This is a genomic window from Hymenobacter sp. YC55 (assembly GCF_029433095.1).
Classification (GTDB): domain Bacteria; phylum Bacteroidota; class Bacteroidia; order Cytophagales; family Hymenobacteraceae; genus Hymenobacter.
On record NZ_JARNTX010000001.1, the window covers coordinates 1,498,977 to 1,518,879 of the forward strand.

Genomic DNA, 19,903 nt, shown 5'->3' on the forward strand with positions numbered 1-19,903 from the left:
CTACCTATGCAACGATTCGAGCGAGATGCTTCGGCAAGCTCAGCATGACGGTCTGGGTATAAATGCTCTGGTGTAATAGCAATGTCAGCATGCTAGTGCTGAGACTGTGCCAGAGGCTACACTCTCAGCGTGACTAGCCTTTACGAGTTGTTATAGGTAAGCTTCACTTGCCTTCCCACACGTTGTCGGTTTTATGCTTATCGGGCACGTAGGTGCTGCCTAAAGTCACTTTCGTAACAAGCTGTTTGGTGGCAACTGGCACCGTTATGGTGTTGCTGGCTTGCCACACGGCAACAGTGCGGTGAAGTTTCTCAGTTTTTCCATCGGCAAAAGTCACCATTAAATCGACGGGCACGGGCTTGGTGCCTTTGGCAGTAACTACCACGTTGTAGCCAGCTTCGGTCTTGTTGACGCCGGTTATGGCAAGGTCGGGGTAGCCGTCGTCGAAAAACCAGCGCTGCCAGAACCAGTTCAGATTTTGACCCGCGCCAGCATTCATTGAGTTGAAGAAGTCATAGGGCATGGGGTGTTTGCCACGCCAGTTCTGGATGTAGGTGTGCAATGCTTTCGTGAACAGCTCGTCGCCAAGCAAGTCCTTGACATAGAGATAGCCGAGTGCAGGTTTGGGATAGGAGTTCAAGAAAAAAGCGGAGCCATTCTGCAGGGTGCTGAGCGTGGTGATGGGCACGTCGAACTCCTGAGCCGAGCCGCGGGCATAAGGCTCCACTCCATACTCGTCTTGAAAGCCCGGTTTGATGATGCCGGAGATAATCCATTCGCCGATGGTGGCCCAGCCTTCATCCATCCAGCCATACTTGGTTTCGTTGGTGCCCATATAGAACGGAAACATGGTATGGAACACCTCGTGGTCGGTAAGCGTAATGGCGTCGTCGCGGGTGGACACGGGGTTGTCGTTGACCATCATGGGGTATTCCATTTGGTCGAGGCCATCAAAGACGGTTTCGTGAGAGTAGGGGAAGGGCCACTTCGGAAACGTGTAGCTCATGGCTTCCACCGTTTGACGGTTGAACTGCACCACTTCCTCGAAGTCTTTGTGCTTGGGATTGTAGGCGGCATCAACGCGCGTGCGGCGCTTAGTAGCAGGGTCCACCACGAGGCTGCTAGCCTCCCATACATAATGGTCGGCGGTGGCAAACACAAAGTCCGTAACGTCGTGGGCTTCGAAGCGCCAAGTGTTTAAAGGGTTGGGGGCCGTAATGTCTTGCCGTTTCAGGTCGTCGGGGCCGATGATGGAGGTGATGCCGTCTTGCTGTTCGGCGGTCTGAAGGCGCTGTACGTATTTGGAAGTGAGGACCTGGTTGGCGTTTTTCAGGTCGCCGGTGGCCCACACCACAAAGTTGCGCGGCACGGTAATGGCCGCCCGGAAGGTGCAGAAGTCGTTGTAGAACTCCTGCGAACCATTATACTCAATCACATTCCACCCGTCAACATCGTCGTAGACAGCAATACGCGGGAAAAAGTAGGCTACGAAATCTGCTCCGGGTTCTACCTCACCAGTGCGGGTATGCGAGCCTTTGTTGAGGATGTACGAGTATGTGACCTGCACCTTGAGGCTGCTGCCAGGCGCCAATGCTTTGGGCAGCCGCACGGGCATATTGGTGGCTTGAATTCGAAGCTTGCTGACGTCCTGCGCTTGCCCGCCCAAACTCAGTGCCTCTATCTGTACGCCTTCGCCCACGTCTTTGGGACTGATACGGCTAGCCCGCGGGGCGCCTTTCTGATACAGATTAGGATACAGCTTAAACTGCAACTGCCTGAGCGAATCGGGGCTGGCATTTTGGTAGACAATGTCCACGGTACCCGCTACCTGGCGCGTGGTTGGGTTGAAACTTACCTTGATGTCGTACTCGGCGGTGTTCTGCCAGTAGGTAGGTCCCGGCTGGCCGGTAGCGGAGCGGGTGCCTTTGGCATAGGTGGCTTGAAGGTTGAGCGGAATAGGAAGCTGCTGGCTAAAGCTGCGAGTAATAGCTAAAGTCAGCAAGGCCACGAGAGTAGCGCGTAAGTTCATAGAAGCGAAATTTTTGCAAAGTAACCAGACTCCGCGCCGGGCTGCATAGTCAGCATTATCATTCCGACCGGAGCAAGGAATAACAGCTTGCCTTTATACGCTTACCAATCCTGCTGCTGTCAACTCCTGCTCACCGTTCCAGCGGTAGGCAACCAGTTCGCCGCCTTTCGCCACACTGTAATCGAGGCAGACGGCGTGCGTACCGAGAAGCTGCGGTGTGCCGCGCAGCCAGTAGTGGCCGAAGAAGACGGGCGTAGTATCCTCGTAATGCCAAGCATCCGTAAGTGCTGCATAATCTACGGGCAATGCATTGAGAGCTTCAATTGGCTCCAGGTAATACTCCTGGTACGTGCGGCCCTGCGGATTATACCACCACCGGGTACGCATTTTGGTGCGGACATTGCCGTCTTTGTCGTAGAAGAAATTGCCTGCTGGTAGGTCGACTTCTTTTCCTTTGAGTGTTTCTTCAACAGCCTTGTACTCGGGGGTGCCGCGTTGCGTGCTACGTAGCAAAAAGTCATCGGTGAGGCGAGCTTCGGGAAGTTGCGTGCGTAAGTACTCGATGTGGCGTGGGTCCCAACAGGCATGCACTACGCGCAGACCCGGCAATTCCATAAACAAGGGCAGCGTCTTAAACCACTGGATGTAGTCTTGCCATTGCTCCCAACCCTCTCGGCTGTTAAATTCCTCCAGGGTGCGTGTATGCTGGAAGATGTTGCGCGGAATATGGGGCCGCAAGTGGCCGCCCTGTGGGTGCTTTTCGTGAAAGCAAATGGCGTTGTATTCGTGGTTGCCCATCACGGCTAGAGCCGCGCCTCCATCTACCATACTACGCACTACCTCCAGTGTCTCCCGGATATGTGGCCCACGGTCCACAAAGTCTCCTAGAAAAATCACCTGCCGGGTAGGGTGACGGTATATGCCTTGGTCTTTAACATAGCCGAGCTTGGTAAGCATATTGCGTAGCTCTATTGCATGGCCATGAATGTCGCCGATTATATCGTACATATAGGAGAAATAGCCAGTAAAGACATCAGCTTTTCGAAAACTGGTGTGAAGGTAGATGCATTGTCCGTTTACATGCGAGTTGCATATCGGACAGACGCAATGTATCCTTCTGATGGCGCAACGTTAACATTACTTAGGTTCACGTAGGAAAGACACGGCCTTGGGCAAGCAGCAAAGCTTTGGCATGAATGGTAGCTATACCTATATAATAGGTGTTGAACAATTCTTTCGTCAGGCTAGCAGGAAGCTCAACCTTTTAATAAATACTGCATAAAAAAAGTCGCCAAGAAGACACAAGTTCTTCTTGGCGACTTTACTGCTAGTAAGCTTTGTCTGCTCTGTTAATAAGAACGGTTAAGAACTTTACTTCAGCCTAACCAGTGTAGCACCGTAGCCGAATTTCTCTTTACGGGAGTCTTCGAAGAACTTGATGTCCTTGTTGCGGCTGAGCAGCTTGTGGAGCTCCTTGCGGAGGGTACCACTACCCGAGCCGTGAATAAATACGATTTCGTGCATGTTAGTGGCCAAAGCACGACTCAGCGCATCTTCGAAAGCCTCGATTTGCAACTTTAGAATAGCGGTGTTTGATAAATCTGACGCGCCATCGGGCTGCAGGGCTTCTAGGTGCAAATCTACCTCGTGGGGTGGGGGAACAATAGCCTTGGCAGGTTCTGGAACAGGAGCTACTGCGGCGGGTTTGGCGGGTGCATTGCCGCTGAGCTGGGCTTTCAGTGTTTCGGCTAGCTTCTCAGGCGCAATAGCAACCGGAGCGGCTGGCTTCTCATCCAGCTGGAACAGGTAAGCTTCTTGCTTGAGCACGGGCGCTTCGCGGCGGCTGGTGTAGAAGCTGCCCGCACGGAATTGTGTGCGTTTGGTAATTAGTTCGTAAGCGGTTGTGCCATTTACCTGGTGAGGAAGCAACTGCACTACCACCGCCGGCCACTGGTCGAAATCTTTGAGGTGAAAGTGACCTAAGGCAACACTTACCGCTTTGGAGCCGATCTTGTCGGAGGTCAGGCCACGATACTGTTCGCGACGCTCTTCACCATACGTAAAGAGTACATCGGTATCTGTATTGTTGATGATATGTACCGATAGTAGCTCCGGCGACTGATGACTCAAGGCCAGATATAACCCTTTGGGTGCCGGCTGTGGCACGGTTGCTTTTGGCGGAGCAGGCTGCACAGCTCCGCTGCCAACTGTAGGGGTTGGTGTCCGCGGCAAAGACGGTTGAGCTGCTTTCCCCGACTTAGCAGCTTTAGCAGCCTTGGCTACGTCGCGTGGAGCCACGGGCCCCTGTGAGAGAGTGCCAAACGCTTTCTGTTCATCTGCTGCTACAACTACCACCTCTCGGCGCAGAACCGGAATGGTGAAATCATTATCAATGGCTACTTCCACCAAATCGTCGCTGAGCAGGCGGGTAATAATGCCCTGCTCACGACCAGTTAATAAGCGTACTCTATCTCCTACATTCATGTCGGTAAGGCAATGGGTGCGAATTCAAACAAAGAGCAAAAGTAGCGCAGAGTTAGATGCTTTATCTTGAGCTCAAGTATTTCGCTTCCTTACGTAAGACAACCGCTTTTCACCTTACAGAAATGTAAAAACGTTGTTTATAGCATCATCTTTTTTGCTGCAGCCATGTATATAGGAGCAAAACCCTCAAACAACGAGTTAGCGCGTTGTTTCGGGCAGTAACCGTTCTCGAGTTTATATAGTTCGGAAGAGAACCTCACCTAGCATTGCTAACAACAGCTACGTGCTCCGCAACAAAGCAATTGCTAAGGCTGGCTAGCACCACTTGGCTTTCTTGTCCAGTGAACTAATAAGCTGCAGCAATGGTGTAATTCACACACAGATTGCCTGAGCTAATAACTACACTTAACTAGACTGGAAAATCACAAGTAGGCAATTGACGCTGGGGCTTAGTCGCCGCTTTCAGCTAAAACAGAGGCTTTCATGCTGCAGCCACATGAAGTAGCTCCATCTTCATAAAGGAGATGTAACTGAGATAACCAATTATCAAGCTACCTCTATAAAGCAAACACGACTACTTGTTAGTGCCCTGTCTCGCACAGACAAGTTTGCACTACGTTTCTAAGCCATACAATTCCCGCATATCACCACTCTGTCTAGAGCCAAGCTGGCAATCCTCTTACTACCATTTCTCTTCCTGTTGCAGTTGTTCATAACAGACAGCATTAGTTAGGTTTAAATGAGAAGTACTGGTACGTCAAATGTTGGTCTTCAGCAGTTTAAGGTAATTTTCTATGTGGTTTGTGGCGGTAATGTATGAGCAAAAACTTCTTTTTAAAATATTTAATCGAATTATAATCTAGTGCACTCGGTAAATACTGTTAGGTCTGAATTGTACTGTATAATTGTATTATTTCTCTCAAATGCAAAGGAGCGCAAAGGCTAAAAAGTAGCATTTATGCTAATTGTGTAGATATAATGTTTTGTAAATCAATGATATACAACAAATAGATTTTTCGCTATGTGAATATGATTAACCATGTACATACACCAAAGCATGCTAATGCTTTGGTGTTACGTGACAACAATTAAATGCCAAAATTTTGTAACTCTTCAAAGGTGTACTGTCATGTTCAAAGATTGACTGCTCATCAAGGCTACAAAACGTTTTGTGACTGTAGAAGTGGTGTATCGAGATTAAATTTGCTTTAATCTGATATGATACTGCCTTTGCAGTATTTAATCAAAGGCTTGATATGAATCTTCTTTGTAAGTGGCTTGGCAATTGCCTTTCACTGCAATTTAATGGATGTAGCAAAAGAATAATCACATAGCATGAGAATAAATGCAATTACCGGATGCAGGCAAGAGTATGTAGCTCTGATTTAGCAGTATAAAGTATAATATACGGTTTAGTTAATATAACACAGGCAGCTTTTTGTTCTGGCGATTTTCGTTATACAGACAGGCTTATAGTCTTAACCATCCCTCTAACGCTTTAGCATTCGCTAGCTATGCTGAAACTTGCCCTACACTTCTTGCGTAAAAACAAAATTTTGCACTCTTCAAGATTTACAGCAGGAAACGGCACTATGCTTGCTAACCCGAATTCTGCTTTCCAGATTAAAATCGCCTCTCGCACAAGATATAGCTACTGTTCGTAAAAGTAAGGGAGGCTTTTTCATTGATAATGAGAGTTTTATGAGTGATTGTTTACTATAAAGGATACCGTATTTCATTTATTGTGATAATTTAATTTTGTATTTTAAGTAACATTTATAAATTTTTAAAGAAAATTACGCTCGTATACAACTTTTTTAAAGTGCCTTTTTAGGCTTATTTAAGGGTAGTCTAAACAGGTAGTCGTTCTATAGCTCATCATCTGTTGAAGTTGCTCTTTTGCACTGTGAGCGCAAATTTTCAGCTATAGCTAGCTATACTAAATAACCGGCTTTGTCAGCCTGTGTACCTCCAATTTGTCTCATAATTAGAACACTTGAACGGGTGGTGCACTACGTAACTGGTAGTGTGGTCGGTTTGGATTTCACGGGTTATTCATAACTTGCGGTGCAAATAGAGAAAGCCAGTAGCACTTTCCTGAGGTGATTATTGGGTCAAAGTAGAGTTCAGTAGTAGGAAGTTGTTACCTTCTCAAAGAGCTGAAATAGTAGTCGACTAGCTAAGCAAAAGAAGTAAAGCCTCCTTAGTAAAAGCTGTATAGCCTTGTTTTTAAGGGTATTACGGTAAAAATCTAGTTAGCTGCTTCTGTCTTGTTCGCTTCAGCTAGGTAGTACTTCAACGACGCTCATGCATGGGTTGCATACGTGTCCGCACTACCAAATACAAATCTTAAAGACCTGTTCTTAAAAAGATTTGAAAAGTACAATAAAACAAAAAGGCAAAGCCGCAAAAAAGTGCTAATCCGTTAGCGTGTTCATTTCAACCTTTTCTTCTGTAATGGTCAAATCCACAGCCCGTACGTTAAAGCACTACTCACCCATTTTTGGAAAAGCTGCTCAACAGCCCAACTACCAGAATGGACTAGTAGAAGCTGCCCAGACTGAACGCCCTTCACTAGAAAAATTGTCTTGTGAAGCTACTACTAGTAGTGAAGCAAAATCCAAGAAGCAGTGGTTTCAGAGTTCAGCCTTCAGAAAATTTCAACTTATCTGTGGCGTAGCACTCCCTTTCTTAACTAATAGTACTGCATTTGGCCAAACTCCAACTCCTTTCTTAACCAGCAAGACTTTAGGAACTCCACGCAACACTATGGTAGTGGCTTCGGGTGGGGGAGATGCGTCTGACTACTTGCAGTTAGCCCAAAACTATTCGCTTGCAGCGGGTATGGAGTACCGCTACGGCACCCCTAGTACTGTATCTGATAGTGGTTTCCCCACCTTGTATCAGCCAAGTAGCCGTCGTTTCGACAACCACGGGAATGGTAGCGGCTGGGACTATCAGATTGGTTCTCAAGACATTTCGAAAAACGATTACATGTCTAACCACGCTCAGCTACTTTTCGTGCCCGATGCAATGACGCATCCCGGCTTGGCAGTAGTACAGACGATGGTAATGGCAGAGGGTACTGTAAGCGAAAAACCCGAATTGCCTTGGGTATACTACGGTGGAGGTAACCCAATCATCGACCTCACAACCCGGTTGAACTACGTGCTTACGAATGGTGGACCTCTCCGCCAACCGACCGCTGTAGCTCACTCTTATGGCCAGGATACTTGGTCTACAAATAGCCTCGTAACATTCCAGTCGGGCTTGGTTGCCGCATTTGGTAGCAACACAGGACCGGGTAACGTGGCTGTGAAGCTAGCGCCGGGCAAAGTTCCCACTGCTATTGCTATCACTTCCAACAACGAGTTTGCTCTTGTAACAGTATGGGATACCAATCAGCGCAAAGGCCAAGTGGCCGTGCTGGCATTGGGTACTGGCAATAGCTTCTGGGGCGACTGGTCGGAAAACTATCCGGGTTTCCGCAACAAAGGTCTCTTCACCTTCATGAAAATTCTGGGCTACGTTGACCTGCCCGGAATGACCCAGCCTACTGAAATATGCGCCGCGACCGACTACACCGCTAGCAGTGACGACAACGATTCTTGGCTGGTATCGGCCGACGGTCGTGACCGTCGCTACGAAGCGAGAGAGTTGCCATTCAGCAACGAGACCAACCGCGTAAGCTTTATTTCGGGCGGGAACCGTGGCCGCTACTCGCGGAGTGGCTACGCCACAATCATCAGCAAGGCAGAGAAGAAAGTGATTTTCTTGGATCTGAAGCCTTTGTTCTCGCAGATGTTTAACATGTATCTCACATCGCGCAGCAACTTCCTGCTCACGCAAAACACGGGCATGCTGCCGAGTCAGTGGCCTTACACCTTCGACAACGCACCGGGTTCGGCTCCGACTGTGGCCAAAGTAGTTGACATGGCGCAAGCTCCTACGGCTGTGCGTACCAACATCGTTCCTGGCTACAACCAAGCTTACGTCGCTACTCAGGATGGAACGTTGCATTTGTTTAGTGTAGGAGGATATAGCACCACCAACGGCGGAACGCCAGCTGATATCAGAGAAGTAGGAAGTGTAGCAGTAGGTAGCAACCCAACGAGCATTGCATACTCGAAGAATAAGGGGTACAATAATGATGCCAACACTTGCAACATTGGCAAAGAACTTATCGTGTGTTCGCGCGGTGAGCGGGCTATCAAGTGGGTACAGATTAGCGGAAACTCTGCTACTGTTACGAAAACCTTGCGCGACACCCGCCTGAAAGACCCAGTATGGGTAGAAGACAACGACAACCACGGTAGCGAGGTGCCAGTGATAAGTGTTACCGACTATAGCGGTAAGCAACTGCTGAACTACCGCTACGGCAACATTATTTTCCACACCAACGGCGGCAACACCTACGGTATAGGAGGAAACGGCCAATTCGAATGTGGCGGTGCTTATCAGCTACAAGGTCGGCCGTTCCAGGTATCTGGTAGCAACGTTCCATAAGGGAACCTTCCACACAATCAGTTTAATCGGTATTTCCTTTTGCCCGTCTTCAGCGAAATGCCAAGCATTTCACCTGCGGGTAGCCTGAATAACATTGGCCAGGTATTGTAAGCCGGCCCCAGAAATAAGAGATCTCAAGCAAGCGTCCTTTCGGGGCTGCTAGGCTGCGCTTTGAATCCAGGTGGCACTTTCGGTAGCTACTCAGAAGCCTTGATTGGCCGGATAGATAGCCCCTGGTTTCAAAGCAAGGACCAACATCTTCTAAATGATTTAAGAGCAAGTAGTAGCGAAATGCTACGCACTAAACGGGATTTTTCATGAAACAAAACCATACTGCGCAAAGCATGCTCCACTGGATTTGGACTTTCATCTTCGCCAAGACACCTAAGTTTACACTGCCGACTCTGTTAGCAGTACTCTCTTTCGCACTTCCAGGTTACAGCCAAAACGTTTGGTTGGGAATGAAATTTACAGTTGGCAACAACCCAATACGTGTAACCGACTTGGGCCGGGTCCGCGTGGTTGGCAACAGCCAAGCGCATACCGTGAAGCTCGTACAAGCCAGCAATGGTGCCGACGTGGCTACGGGTTCTGTAAGCATCAACATGGCAGGTGGCACCGAAGGGCAGTTCAACTACGTAGCCCTCTCTAACCCAGTGACGCTGGCTGCAAACACGGCCTACTACTTGGTAAGCGAGGAAACGACCGGCGGCGACTACTGGCACGATTCCAACACGTCCGTTACCACGGATGCCATAGCAGCATGCAACGGCCCGGTTTCAGGTACTGGCAACACGTTTACCGTCGAGTCGAGCACCCCAAACACGAGCTATGTACCGCTCGATTTCCGCTATACCAACTCGTCACAACTCACCATGCGTAATGCTGACAATCCAGCTAACGCAGTGAATGGCATCGACTACTCATACTACCATGGCGCATGGAGCAATGTGCCTAACTTTAGCGCCTTGACGGCAGTTAAAACCGGCGAGCAAACGGGCTTCTCTTTAGCACCCCGCACTCGTGCCGATGAGTTCGGCTTCCGCTTCATGGGCTACGTGGATGTGCCAGCCGATGGTACCTACACTTTCTACACGTCTTCCGACGACGGTTCGATCCTCAACATTGGTGGCGCCGTAGTAGTAAACAACGATGGCCTGCACGGCCAAGCAGAGAGGTCAGGCACTATCGCCCTGAAAGCCGGTAAGCACGCCATTACCGTTAATTACTTCGACAACTCTGGCAGCGGCGACATTTTGAACGTGAGTTATGCCGGACCTGGCATCAGCAAGCAAATCATTCCCGCTTCGGCCCTCTACCGTAGCTCTGCTCCTAACACAGGCAACACCGGTAACCCAAGCCCAACCGCAGCTCTCCGGGCTGCTGACAACCCAGCCAACGCCGTAAGCGGCTTGTCGTATGCCTACTACCAAGGTGCTTGGAGCGACGTGCCAACTTTCAGCTCGCTGACTCCCGTGAAAACCGGTGACGTAACAAGCTTCTCTCTTGCCCCGCGCACTCGCAACGACGACTTCGCTTTCAACTACACAGGCTACATTGATGTGCCAACCGATGGCACCTACACTTTCTACACGTCTTCCGACGACGGTTCGATCCTCTCCATCGGTGGAAATGTAGTAGTTGACAACAACGGCTTGCACGCCACGCAGGAGCGGTCTGGTGCAATCGGTCTGAAGGCTGGTAAGCACGCCATCACGGTGGGCTTCTTCGAAAGAGGCGGTGGTGAGGTTCTCAACGTTAGCTACGAAGGTCCTGGCATCAACAAGCAAACTGTTCCTGCTTCGGCCTTGTACCGCACTTCCTCAACTGCTGCGCCAACACCTGGCTTGCGTAACCCCGACAACCCAAGCGACGCCGTAAGCGGCTTGTCGTACGCCTACTATCAGGGTTCTTGGAGCACTGTGCCAACCTTCAGCTCGCTGACTCCCGTGAAAACTGGTGACATAGCTTCCTTCACCTTGGAGCCACGTACTCGCAACGAAAGCTTCGCTTTCAGCTATACAGGCTACATCGACGTACCAGCAGACGGTACCTACACCTTCTTCACCACGTCTGACGACGGTTCGGTGCTCTCGATTGGCGAAACGGTAGTAGTTGACAACAACGGCCTGCATGCAGAGCAGGAGCGGTCGGGCACCATCGGCTTGAAAGCTGGTAAGCATGCCATCACGGTAGGCTACTTCGAAAGATCTGGCCAGGAAGTATTCAACGTGAGCTACGACGGCCCTGGCTTCGACAAGCAAGTTATCCCGGCTTCGATCCTGTACCGCTCGGCTGGCGCTTCGGTTGCAAAAGCAGCAGCTGTAACTTCCGCTGCCTCCGTTTCAGCTTTGCCAACGGCTCCGCTATCTGTCTATCCTAACCCGAGCACCGATGGACGCCCAACTATCACCTGGCAGGCCAAACAAGCACAAGACGTAACCTTGCGCGTCTTCAACAAGCAGGGTACACTGGTAAGCTTGCTCACCCGGTCAGTACCAGCAGGTGAATCGTCTTTCCAGTTGCCGAGCACCTTGGTTAGCGGTACCTACTACTTCAGAGCCACTATCGACGGCGAGCCACAAAACTTCACGCTCGTTGTAGAGTAAGGCAGGACACCTTTCAATAGGTCTTGATTTCAGGCTGCAGCGCCTGTACAGAAGCTAGGAATAGCTCTGTGCAGGCGCTGCATACTTTTTAGCAGATACACTATATAAATAGGAGTGCTTGCGTGTTCTAGTAATACAAGCCGCGGGCTACGAAGCCCCGGCGCTTGTTCCATTCTAAGGCGGGGGCAGGAAGATGAAAAATGCTCGCCACATAGAATACACGGCGCAGTAGTTTGCTTTTGGTCGGGATGCGGCGCAGGTCTACATCCAGGCTCAGATAATACTGCCGATAGGCGTGCAGGCCAGCCGCGGCGTTGGTAGCCGGGTCGTTGAATACCATCTGCTGACCTCCGTAGCCCACAGCGGGTTGCAGCCAGCGCGGCCAACGGGAACTGGCCGGCAGCCAAGCCCCCACATCAACGCAGAGCCAGTAGGTCTGGCCGTTGTAGTCTTTCAGGTATTGCTCGGCTAAACTTTTGCCGAGCACGTTGGGGCGGCGAGCGGCGTAGGGCGTGGTATGAAACGAGTACTTGGGCATGATGCGCACTTCCCGCCAGGCGAGCTGCTGCCCAATAAGGCCCACCGAACCAAGAAAATTAGCGGCCAAGTCGGTAGCGGAGGCCCCGTAGGCCGGGGCACGCCCATCGAGCAGCTCGATGGGGCTTTGCAGTAGAAAACCCACAAAGCCGCCGTACCAAATAGCGCGACGCTCGGGCACGCCGGCCCACTGCAACATGTCGACCGCGCCGCGGCTCTCGTGGAAGGCACCCCAGAAGTGACCGGCCTTGTCGAGCTGCTTCCACTCGGGTAGGTCATTAAACCAGTGAAGCTTGGTTTTCTCGCCGGTGTACCACCCTTCACTTAAGGCATAGGTGAGGCCCGTGTACGAAACGGCCAGGCCCGCCGCGAGCAAGGGCAGGCGCCGATTCAAGCGCGAGGCAACGGTGTCGGGGCGAGGAGCCGGCGAGGTGAGGGGAGCCGTTGTGGTTCCCGCCGAAGGGGGTGGAGCGGAGAGTTGCTGTGCTAGGGCCGGAGTAGTCAGCAGCACGCAGGTTAGAGTCGTGCTTAGGCCGCGATGCGTAAGCAACCGACCGAAAAAAGGACGAGTGAAAAGCGTGAAGTGAGGAGGCACAGGTCAACCGTAGCAGTTTGACAAAGCTACAAACAAAAGCCACTGCGGAACTGCGAGCTCAGTGTACAGACTAGCTACCTTTGGCTTTGATTCTAGCACAATTCCCACTTCTTTTTTCATGAAAACACTTCGACTACTCGGCACCTTATGGCTGCTACTCTTGAGCTCCTTGCTAGTCCAGGCACAGGTCGTCACGTCTCAGCCAACCTTTTTCCAGGATAACACTCCCGTTACGCTCACCTTCGATGCCAGCCAAGGCAATGGCGGACTGGCTGGCTTCACGGGGCCGGTCTACGTCTATACCGGCGTAATCACCAATCGTAGCACGTCGGCTTCGGATTGGAAGTATGTGAAAAGTCCGTCCTTCAACACCGCCGACCCTGCCGCGCAGATGACGCGCGACGCTTCCAACCCCAACTTGTACCGCATCACGTTCACGCCGCGCACATTCTATGGCGTACCTGCCACCGAGCAGATGCTGAAGCTAGCCATGGTTTTCAAGAACGCCGACGGCAGCGTTGTCGGGCGCGGAAACAACGGTAGCGACATTTTCGTGGATGTATTTCAGGGCGGTTTGGCAGCGCGCATCACGGCGCCCTATACCGGGGGCAACGCGCAATTCGTAACGGCTGGCACTACCATTAGCGTAACGGGGGAGGCTTCTTCGGCTGCGCAGCTTGCTTTCAGGCTGAATGGCGCGCAGGTGGCGCAGCAGGCTTCGGCCACCACGTTTACCACGGGCGTCACGATTACGCAGATGGGCCGCAATGTGGTGCGCTTCACCGCCACCAGTGGTACGACCACCGTTTCCGACTCGCTGATTGTGGTGGTGCGGCCAACCGTGACGGTGGCGGCTCTGCCGGCAGGAGCCAAAAAGAATGGTATCACCTACCTGAACGGTGGTACATCGGTGATTTTGAGTTTAACGGCCCCCGGCAAGCAGTTTGTGTATGCGCTTGGCGAGTTCAACAACTGGCAGTACGCCAACACCAACTTTATGAACCGCACTCCCGACACCGACGCGGCCAATGCCCGGTGGTGGGTGCAAATTAATGGCCTCACGCCCGGTCAGGAATACGCGTATCAATATGATGTAGATGGTGTACTGCGCGTGGCCGACCCGTACTGCGAGAAAGTGCTGGACCCCAGCAACGACCAATTCATTCCGGCCGTCACGTACCCGAACCTGAAGCCTTACCCGACCGGCCAAACCACCGGTATTGTATCGGTGCTGCAAACCAACCAAACCCCGTATCAGTGGCAGGTAAACAACTTTCAGAAGCCGAAGCGCACGGATTTGGTGGTGTACGAGCTGCACCTGCGCGACTTCGTAGAACGCCACGACTACCAAACTCTGCGGGATACGCTCGGGTATCTTCAGCGCCTAGGCATTAACTGCATCGAACTGATGCCCGTGAATGAGTTTGAAGGCAACGACTCCTGGGGTTACAATCCGTCGTTTTATTTTGCTCCCGACAAATACTACGGTACCAAAAACGCCCTCAAGAATTTCATCGACGAAGCCCACCGCCGCGGCATAGCCGTGGTGCTCGACATGGTGCTCAACCACAGCTGCGGCCAAAGCCCCATGGTGCAGCTGTACTTCGATGGCGGCAACCCGGCTACCAACTCTCCGTGGTTCAACAGCACGGCCACGCACCCCTTCAATGTGTGCTACGATTTCAATCACGAAAGTGCCTTCACCAAGTACTTCAGCAAGCGGGTGATGGAATTTTGGCTCCAAGAATACCACATCGACGGGTACCGCTTCGACCTAAGCAAAGGCTTTACGCAAACCAACTCCGGTTCCGACGTGGGCCAGTGGAGCAACTACGACCAGTCGCGCATTAACATCTGGCTGGACTACCACAGCTTCCTGACCTCTATCGACCCAACTGTGTACCCGATTTTAGAGCATTTCGCCGACAACCGGGAAGAGAAGGTGCTAGCCGATGCCGGCTTGATGCTGTGGGGCAACCTGAATGAGGCCTACAACGAAGCCACTATGGGGTATTTCGGACCTATCAGCAACACAGACCCACGGGAGAAGTCGGATTTCAGCGGCGGCTACTTCGGCAACCGCAACTGGCTTTACCCACACCTGGTTTCCTACATGGAAAGCCACGACGAAGAGCGGATGATGTTTAAGAACACGGCGTTTGGCAACCAAGCCAGTGCCCCAGCTTACGATGTGCGCACGCTGGCTACGGCGCTGGCCCGTCAGGAAGCCGCGGCAGCTTTCTTTTTCACGGTGCCGGGCCCGAAAATGGTATGGCAGTTTGGAGAAGTGGGTTACGACGTAAGCATCGACTCCAATGGCCGCACCGGTGCCAAGCCCATCCGCTGGAACTACTATCAGGATGCTAACCGGCGTAAGCTCTACAACGTGTTCCGCGAGCTGATTGCCTTGCACAAAGTGGAGCCTGCCTTTGAAACGGGCACTTTCACGCAGCAAGTAAGCGGTAGTACCAAGTCGCTGCACCTCACTGACCCGAGCTTGAGTTTGACGGTAGTAGGCAATTTCGACGTGGTGCCCCAGCCCATTAACCCAGCGTTTCAGCGCACCGGCAAATGGTACAACTACCTCACCGGCGACAGTATTATGGTAACCAATGCTACGGCCAACATCACGCTCCAGCCCGGTCAGTACGCTGTGTACACCTCGCGGCTTATCAAGAAAAGCACCGTGCTGGCTACCAAAGCCCGCGCTGCCGACGCTTTGCGCCTGACGGCTGCCCCTAACCCAAGCAATAGCAGTGCTCTGCTGCGCTATGAGCTAACAGCGCCTGCCGCCGTTACCATCACGGTGCAAAACCTACTTGGCGGTACCGTGCGGACCATGAAAACCGATACTCGGCAAGCAACCGGACTGCATGAGCTGAGCTTGCCGGTTCAGGACCTCGCCAATGGCTTATACCTCGTTCGGTTGAGCGCCGGCCAACTCACACAAACCACTCGCTTGGTAGTACAGCACTAAGCTCTTGTTCACTGGCGTGCCTTACTAGGGCACAGCTAGATTCTTCTGGTACATCAAAGGCTACGAAAAAGGCCGTTCCTGTTAGGGAACGGCCTTTTTTAGTATCTATTGAAGCTATACTACACGAGCTTACTTGGCAAGTTTGCTCTCGTGGTAGGATACCAGGTCATCAATAGGGGAGCGGATGATCTTGCCGACTTCCATGCCATTTTTGCGGGCTGCCTGCGCCAGCGCGTCGCGGAAGTTGTAAGCTACCGAGCCTATGCAGTTGAAGGTGTACTGCTGGTAGTTGGGGTAGTGAACCACAATGTTATCGAAGAACGTTTCGAAGCCTTGCAGCACTATTTCGCGGCAGTAGCTGATGTTGTTGTGGTCGTAGGTGAACTTGCCGAAGCTAGCCAGAAAGCGGTTGGGAAGCGGCTTGTTGTAGAGACGGTCCAATACTTCCTCGCGGGTGAGCTTGAATTCTTGCTCGAAGATTTCCTGCAGACCATCCGGCAGCAACCCGCGCAGGTAGTCGCGCAACAGGCGCTTGCCAATAAATGAGCCGCTGCCTTCGTCGCCTAAGAAATAGCCGAGCGAATCGACGTTGTAAATGATTTTCTCGCCATCGTAGAGGCAGGAGTTGGTGCCGGTACCAAGAATGGCTGCGAAGCCGGGCTTGTCGCCGAGCAGGGCGTGCGCCGCCGCTAGCAAGTCCTCGGCAACTTTTGCTTTGGCATTGGGGAAAATTTGGCGCATAGCCGCGGCTACCCGCTCGGCCTTCTGCGCGTTCGATACACCCGCTCCGTAATAGTAAACTTCAGTTATTTCCTGGCGCGGCAGCGAGTCAGGCAAGTTTTTGTTGAGGGAGGCCGCAATAGCCTCGGTGCTCATGAAGTCAGGATTATATCCTTCGGTGTTGAAAAACACGCGGTTTCCGGCACCATCAAGCTGGCACCAGTTGCTCTTGGTCGAGCCGCCGTCGGCAATAAGAATCATAGGAGGAAAAGAATTGAAAAAGGAGGTACGCTGTCACACAGGACTTCGCATGTAAGCATGGGGACACACGAAAGTACAGCAATCAGGCTCTTACGCAACTTTGACTGGATAGGCTGCCAGCAAAAATCGTAGTTTTCTATTAATTGCAAAGTGCATATTTCTATCGGGTAGGTACCTACAAGCCCGATGAAAGCCCACTTAGCTATATAGCTTTTGTGTGTCTTTGTTTGCTAGCAGCTGCACAACGAATCCTCGGGCTAGGCATCTAGCTTATGGCTAATTGCTCATGTCTCTGCATGAGAACATCAGTGAATAATAGCTTCATGGGATACATAAAAAAAGCCCACCAATCTGGCGGGCTTTTTTGCGTTTTAAGTAAGCTTATTTTTTAGTGAAGCTATAGGTATATGCGTTGGGCGTGTTGAGGTCCAGTACGACATCATACTCGCCAGCACCTGGGCTCGGAATGTTGTCAGCGCCATAGTCCATCTTACCAGTCTTATCAACTCCAAGATTAATGTCCCACGCATCATTAGCGCGGAACTTGGCTTCTCCAGCTACCATGGCAACCCGACCTTTCCATTTCTTATCGGCTGGATCGAAAGTAAGCGGAGTAGACTTATCCCAGCCGCCAGGAGTAGCCGAGCCAACTACACCCCATGCTACGCGGTCAGCGGTGTAAGAGCTGTTTACTAGATTCACTTGCAACCGGTATTGCCCAGGGCCTGACAGCGTAATGTCTCCGCCGCCCTCCGCAAAGCTATTAGCGGCACCTGCAGCTCCGGAGCCTTTGCCGTATACAGTGCCAGAAGTCGTGTTAGTATTCGACAGTTTAAAGGCATTGGTCGCGTTAGGCATGTACAGATACCCTTCGAAAACTTGCGCGTTGCTGGTAATCTGAATGAACGGTGCCTTTGTTACGTCAGCGGTACCCTGGAAATTGCCGAAGGCGTACAGCTCCCGCGAGTAGGAGGTACCCGTAAGGGTGGTAGCATTGCTATACAGGGGCTCTTGGTTGGCTGAATAGTTAGCCCGGAGACGCACATCAACTTGGCCTGATTTGCCGGGTGTTAAGCCAGCACGAATCAGTGCGTTGTTGATTTCGCCTACTGTAAACGTTTTGGTAGTACCATTGCCCGCGTCGAGGCTGGCGGCGTTAGCGAAGTTGGAGCCGGCCTGCGCAAACTCAACGTTGTAGGCTACCGTAACCCCAACTTTCTGTGATTCTGAAACATCGAAGGCCAGTGGGGTCCAAGAGTAGGTAGCTGCGTTGTTGGCGGCATTGCCCGCAACCAAAACGCCAGCATTGGTAGTGCTAGCAGTAAGGGTCGGCGTAGTGGTGGGCGTTAGCACCACGCGCGTTTCGTCCTTTTCGCAGGAAGTCAACACAACAGCCGCTAGCGCAAAGAGGCCAGTTGCCGCCTGAGTAATCCAGTTTTTCATATACTAAGGGAGGTAATGAGTGGGATATAAGCCAGCGTAGACCGGTTCCGCTACTTTCGAGGGAACCGGTCGGCTGACTAGTTGGCTAGTAACCGCTGTTCTGTTGCAGATTGCGGTTGGCTGATAGGTCGGAGGCAGGAATGGGGAATACGATCCGGAAAGCATCCACGGCCCGGCCGGCTGCAACGCCGCCTTTCCACGGCCACAGGTAGGTGCCTTCTACAAAGCGCTTGTAGCGGATAAGGTCGGTGCGGCGGTAGCCTTCCCAGTACAACTCCCGGCCCCGCTCGTCGAGGATGAACTCGGGAGTGAGCTGCGCGGCGGTAATAGCACTGCCGGGCTGGTTGTTGAAGGCACGAGCCCGGATTTGGTTTACGTAGTTGAGCGCCAACGTCCGGTCGCCAGCACCACGGGCGGCGGCTTCGGCATACGTGAGCATCACTTCGGCCAAACGAATCATAGGGAAATCGACTCCCGAGAAGTTCTGCGCGCCACCTTGACCAGCACCGGCCGAGTTAATGTTGCGGAATTTCACTACGCCCAAGCCCTGCTCGAAGTCGTAGAGGTCTGCAATTTCAATGGAGCGGGCCGAGTTATCGGCTTTTCGGGTCCAGAAACGGCCGCGGGTGTCGCGGGCAGTATCCGGGAACAAGTTGAACAGGCTCTTGGTCGTGCGCAGACCCGTCCAACCCGTCGACTGGCCCACGCGGGCCTGCCAAGCGGCAGAGGTTCCAGTAGCGCCGTTCACCAGGAACGTGGTGCCACCGTAACTTTGCGTGTTGTTCACGTCGAAGGCAATGGGCCAAATGATTTCGGTGCGGGCTGGTCCCGTGTTGTTGTCGGCCAGGAAAAGACGGCCATAGGCGGAGGACACGTTTCCGGCTGGCGTGGTAACCAAGGAAAACCCACCGGCATCAATCACCTTTTTGGCTTGCGCGGCGGCATCGGCATAGCGCGCAGTGCCGGTGTACACTTCGGCATTCAGATACAGACGGGAGAGCATCGCCCAGGCGGCGGCTTTGTCAACGCGGGCGTACTCGTTGGTGCGCGGCTCGGCAAAATCAGGGTCGGCAGCCAGCGCTGTCAGTTCCTGCTCCACAAACGTGAAGAACTGCTGCCGTGTGTAGTACTGAGGGCTAGTGAAGCCCACCTGGTCGGCCTCTGTCACGAATGGGCCATTGCCGAACAGGTCCATGGCGTGCATGTAGGCTACGGCCCGCAGGAACCGCGCTTCGGCCCGATACTGCTTTACCGCAGCTACATCATTGCCGCTCAAGCGGGAGGCCAGCTTATCGTCCGATGATTCGCGGATGAACTCGTTGCAGGCCGCAATTTCAAAGTAGATCCGGCTGTACAAGCCGCGGAGCAGCGGGTTGCTGGAGTCCCAGTTCATGTTGTGCCAGTCCCGGATGCCAAGGTCGTTCCAGTTCACTACGGCCTCGTCGGTGGTGAGTTCCTGCGCGCTCCAGTACTGACGGATGTAGTCGGAAGTACCTTCGTCGATGCCGCCGATGTCGCCGGCACCGTTAGGGCCCGTCTGGCCGGTCAGAGCAAAGCCGCCGTACAGCTTGGCCAGCACCGAGCGGTAGCCATTGAGGTCAACGTATACCTTATCGGGAGTGGTTTCGAATCGTGGCTGCTGGTCGAGGTCGTCGGTGCAAGAAGTAGTGCTTGTGGCTAGGGTTAAACCAGTTGCTACGGCAACCAGTCCCCGAAGTAAGTTCTTATGCATAGGTGGGAAT

The 19,903-nt window shown here is 52.4% G+C and carries 10 protein-coding genes; 3 read left to right on the top strand and 7 right to left on the bottom strand.

What is annotated here, in order from left to right; genetic code table 11:
- Positions 1–163: 163 nt before the first annotated feature.
- From P1X16_RS06500 to P1X16_RS06510, 3 genes are all read right to left on the bottom strand, one after another.
- Positions 164–2,029: a M1 family metallopeptidase gene (locus tag P1X16_RS06500; RefSeq protein ID WP_277227094.1), complete on the bottom strand. Its 1,866-nt coding sequence runs from the start codon at positions 2,027–2,029 to the stop codon at positions 164–166.
- A 93-nt stretch (positions 2,030–2,122) separates the two neighbouring features.
- Positions 2,123–3,037, bottom strand: a complete 915-nt coding sequence (locus tag P1X16_RS06505; RefSeq protein WP_277227095.1) for a metallophosphoesterase — start codon at positions 3,035–3,037, stop codon at positions 2,123–2,125.
- Positions 3,038–3,400: 363 nt separating this feature from the next.
- On the bottom strand, positions 3,401–4,513 hold the full coding sequence (locus tag P1X16_RS06510) for a Smr/MutS family protein (RefSeq protein WP_277227097.1): 1,113 nt from the start codon (positions 4,511–4,513) through the stop codon (positions 3,401–3,403).
- 2,769 nt (positions 4,514–7,282) lie between these two features.
- Here P1X16_RS06510 and P1X16_RS06515 point away from each other — a divergent pair.
- Both P1X16_RS06515 and P1X16_RS06520 read left to right on the top strand, forming a co-directional pair.
- A complete protein-coding gene (locus tag P1X16_RS06515) occupies positions 7,283–9,019 on the top strand; it encodes a hypothetical protein (RefSeq protein ID WP_277227098.1) in 1,737 nt (578 codons plus the stop codon).
- Positions 9,020–9,480: 461 nt separating this feature from the next.
- Positions 9,481–11,628, top strand: a complete 2,148-nt coding sequence (locus tag P1X16_RS06520) for a PA14 domain-containing protein (RefSeq protein ID WP_277227100.1) — start codon at positions 9,481–9,483, stop codon at positions 11,626–11,628.
- 127 nt (positions 11,629–11,755) lie between these two features.
- On the opposite strand, the gene P1X16_RS06525 is transcribed toward P1X16_RS06520, so the two are convergent.
- Positions 11,756–12,760: a DUF2279 domain-containing protein gene (locus P1X16_RS06525; RefSeq protein WP_277227102.1), complete on the bottom strand. Its 1,005-nt coding sequence runs from the start codon at positions 12,758–12,760 to the stop codon at positions 11,756–11,758.
- A gap of 118 nt (positions 12,761–12,878) precedes the next feature.
- On the opposite strand from P1X16_RS06525, the gene P1X16_RS06530 reads away from it, so the two are divergent.
- Entirely contained in the window at positions 12,879–15,737 is a 2,859-nt protein-coding gene (locus P1X16_RS06530; protein ID WP_277227103.1) for an alpha-amylase family glycosyl hydrolase, read from the top strand.
- Between the two features lie 129 nt (positions 15,738–15,866).
- Here P1X16_RS06530 and P1X16_RS06535 read toward each other — a convergent pair whose 3' ends face one another.
- The 3 genes from P1X16_RS06535 to P1X16_RS06545 form a co-directional block, all read right to left on the bottom strand.
- The gene (locus P1X16_RS06535) at positions 15,867–16,718 is read right to left on the bottom strand and encodes an N-acetylglucosamine kinase (protein WP_277227105.1); all 852 of its coding nucleotides are present in this window, start codon (positions 16,716–16,718) and stop codon (positions 15,867–15,869) included.
- Positions 16,719–17,099: 381 nt separating this feature from the next.
- Positions 17,100–18,161 (bottom strand): SusE domain-containing protein, encoded by a 1,062-nt coding sequence (locus P1X16_RS06540; protein WP_277227107.1) that lies wholly within the window; start codon positions 18,159–18,161, stop codon positions 17,100–17,102.
- A gap of 85 nt (positions 18,162–18,246) precedes the next feature.
- Positions 18,247–19,893, bottom strand: coding sequence for a RagB/SusD family nutrient uptake outer membrane protein (locus P1X16_RS06545; protein WP_277227109.1), 1,647 nt, complete (start codon positions 19,891–19,893; stop codon positions 18,247–18,249).
- Between the last annotated feature and the right edge of the window lie 10 nt (positions 19,894–19,903).

Coding starts and splice junctions, on each gene's coding strand:
- P1X16_RS06530 (WP_277227103.1), top strand. CDS start 12,879: ATGAAAACACTTCGACTACTCGGCACCTTATGGCTGCTACTCTTGAGC.
- P1X16_RS06510 (WP_277227097.1), bottom strand. CDS start 4,513: ATGAATGTAGGAGATAGAGTACGCTTATTAACTGGTCGTGAGCAGGGC.
- P1X16_RS06535 (WP_277227105.1), bottom strand. CDS start 16,718: ATGATTCTTATTGCCGACGGCGGCTCGACCAAGAGCAACTGGTGCCAG.
- P1X16_RS06500 (WP_277227094.1), bottom strand. CDS start 2,029: ATGAACTTACGCGCTACTCTCGTGGCCTTGCTGACTTTAGCTATTACT.
- P1X16_RS06505 (WP_277227095.1), bottom strand. CDS start 3,037: ATGTACGATATAATCGGCGACATTCATGGCCATGCAATAGAGCTACGC.
- P1X16_RS06545 (WP_277227109.1), bottom strand. CDS start 19,893: ATGCATAAGAACTTACTTCGGGGACTGGTTGCCGTAGCAACTGGTTTA.
- P1X16_RS06520 (WP_277227100.1), top strand. CDS start 9,481: ATGAAATTTACAGTTGGCAACAACCCAATACGTGTAACCGACTTGGGC.
- P1X16_RS06515 (WP_277227098.1), top strand. CDS start 7,283: ATGGTAGTGGCTTCGGGTGGGGGAGATGCGTCTGACTACTTGCAGTTA.
- P1X16_RS06540 (WP_277227107.1), bottom strand. CDS start 18,161: ATGAAAAACTGGATTACTCAGGCGGCAACTGGCCTCTTTGCGCTAGCG.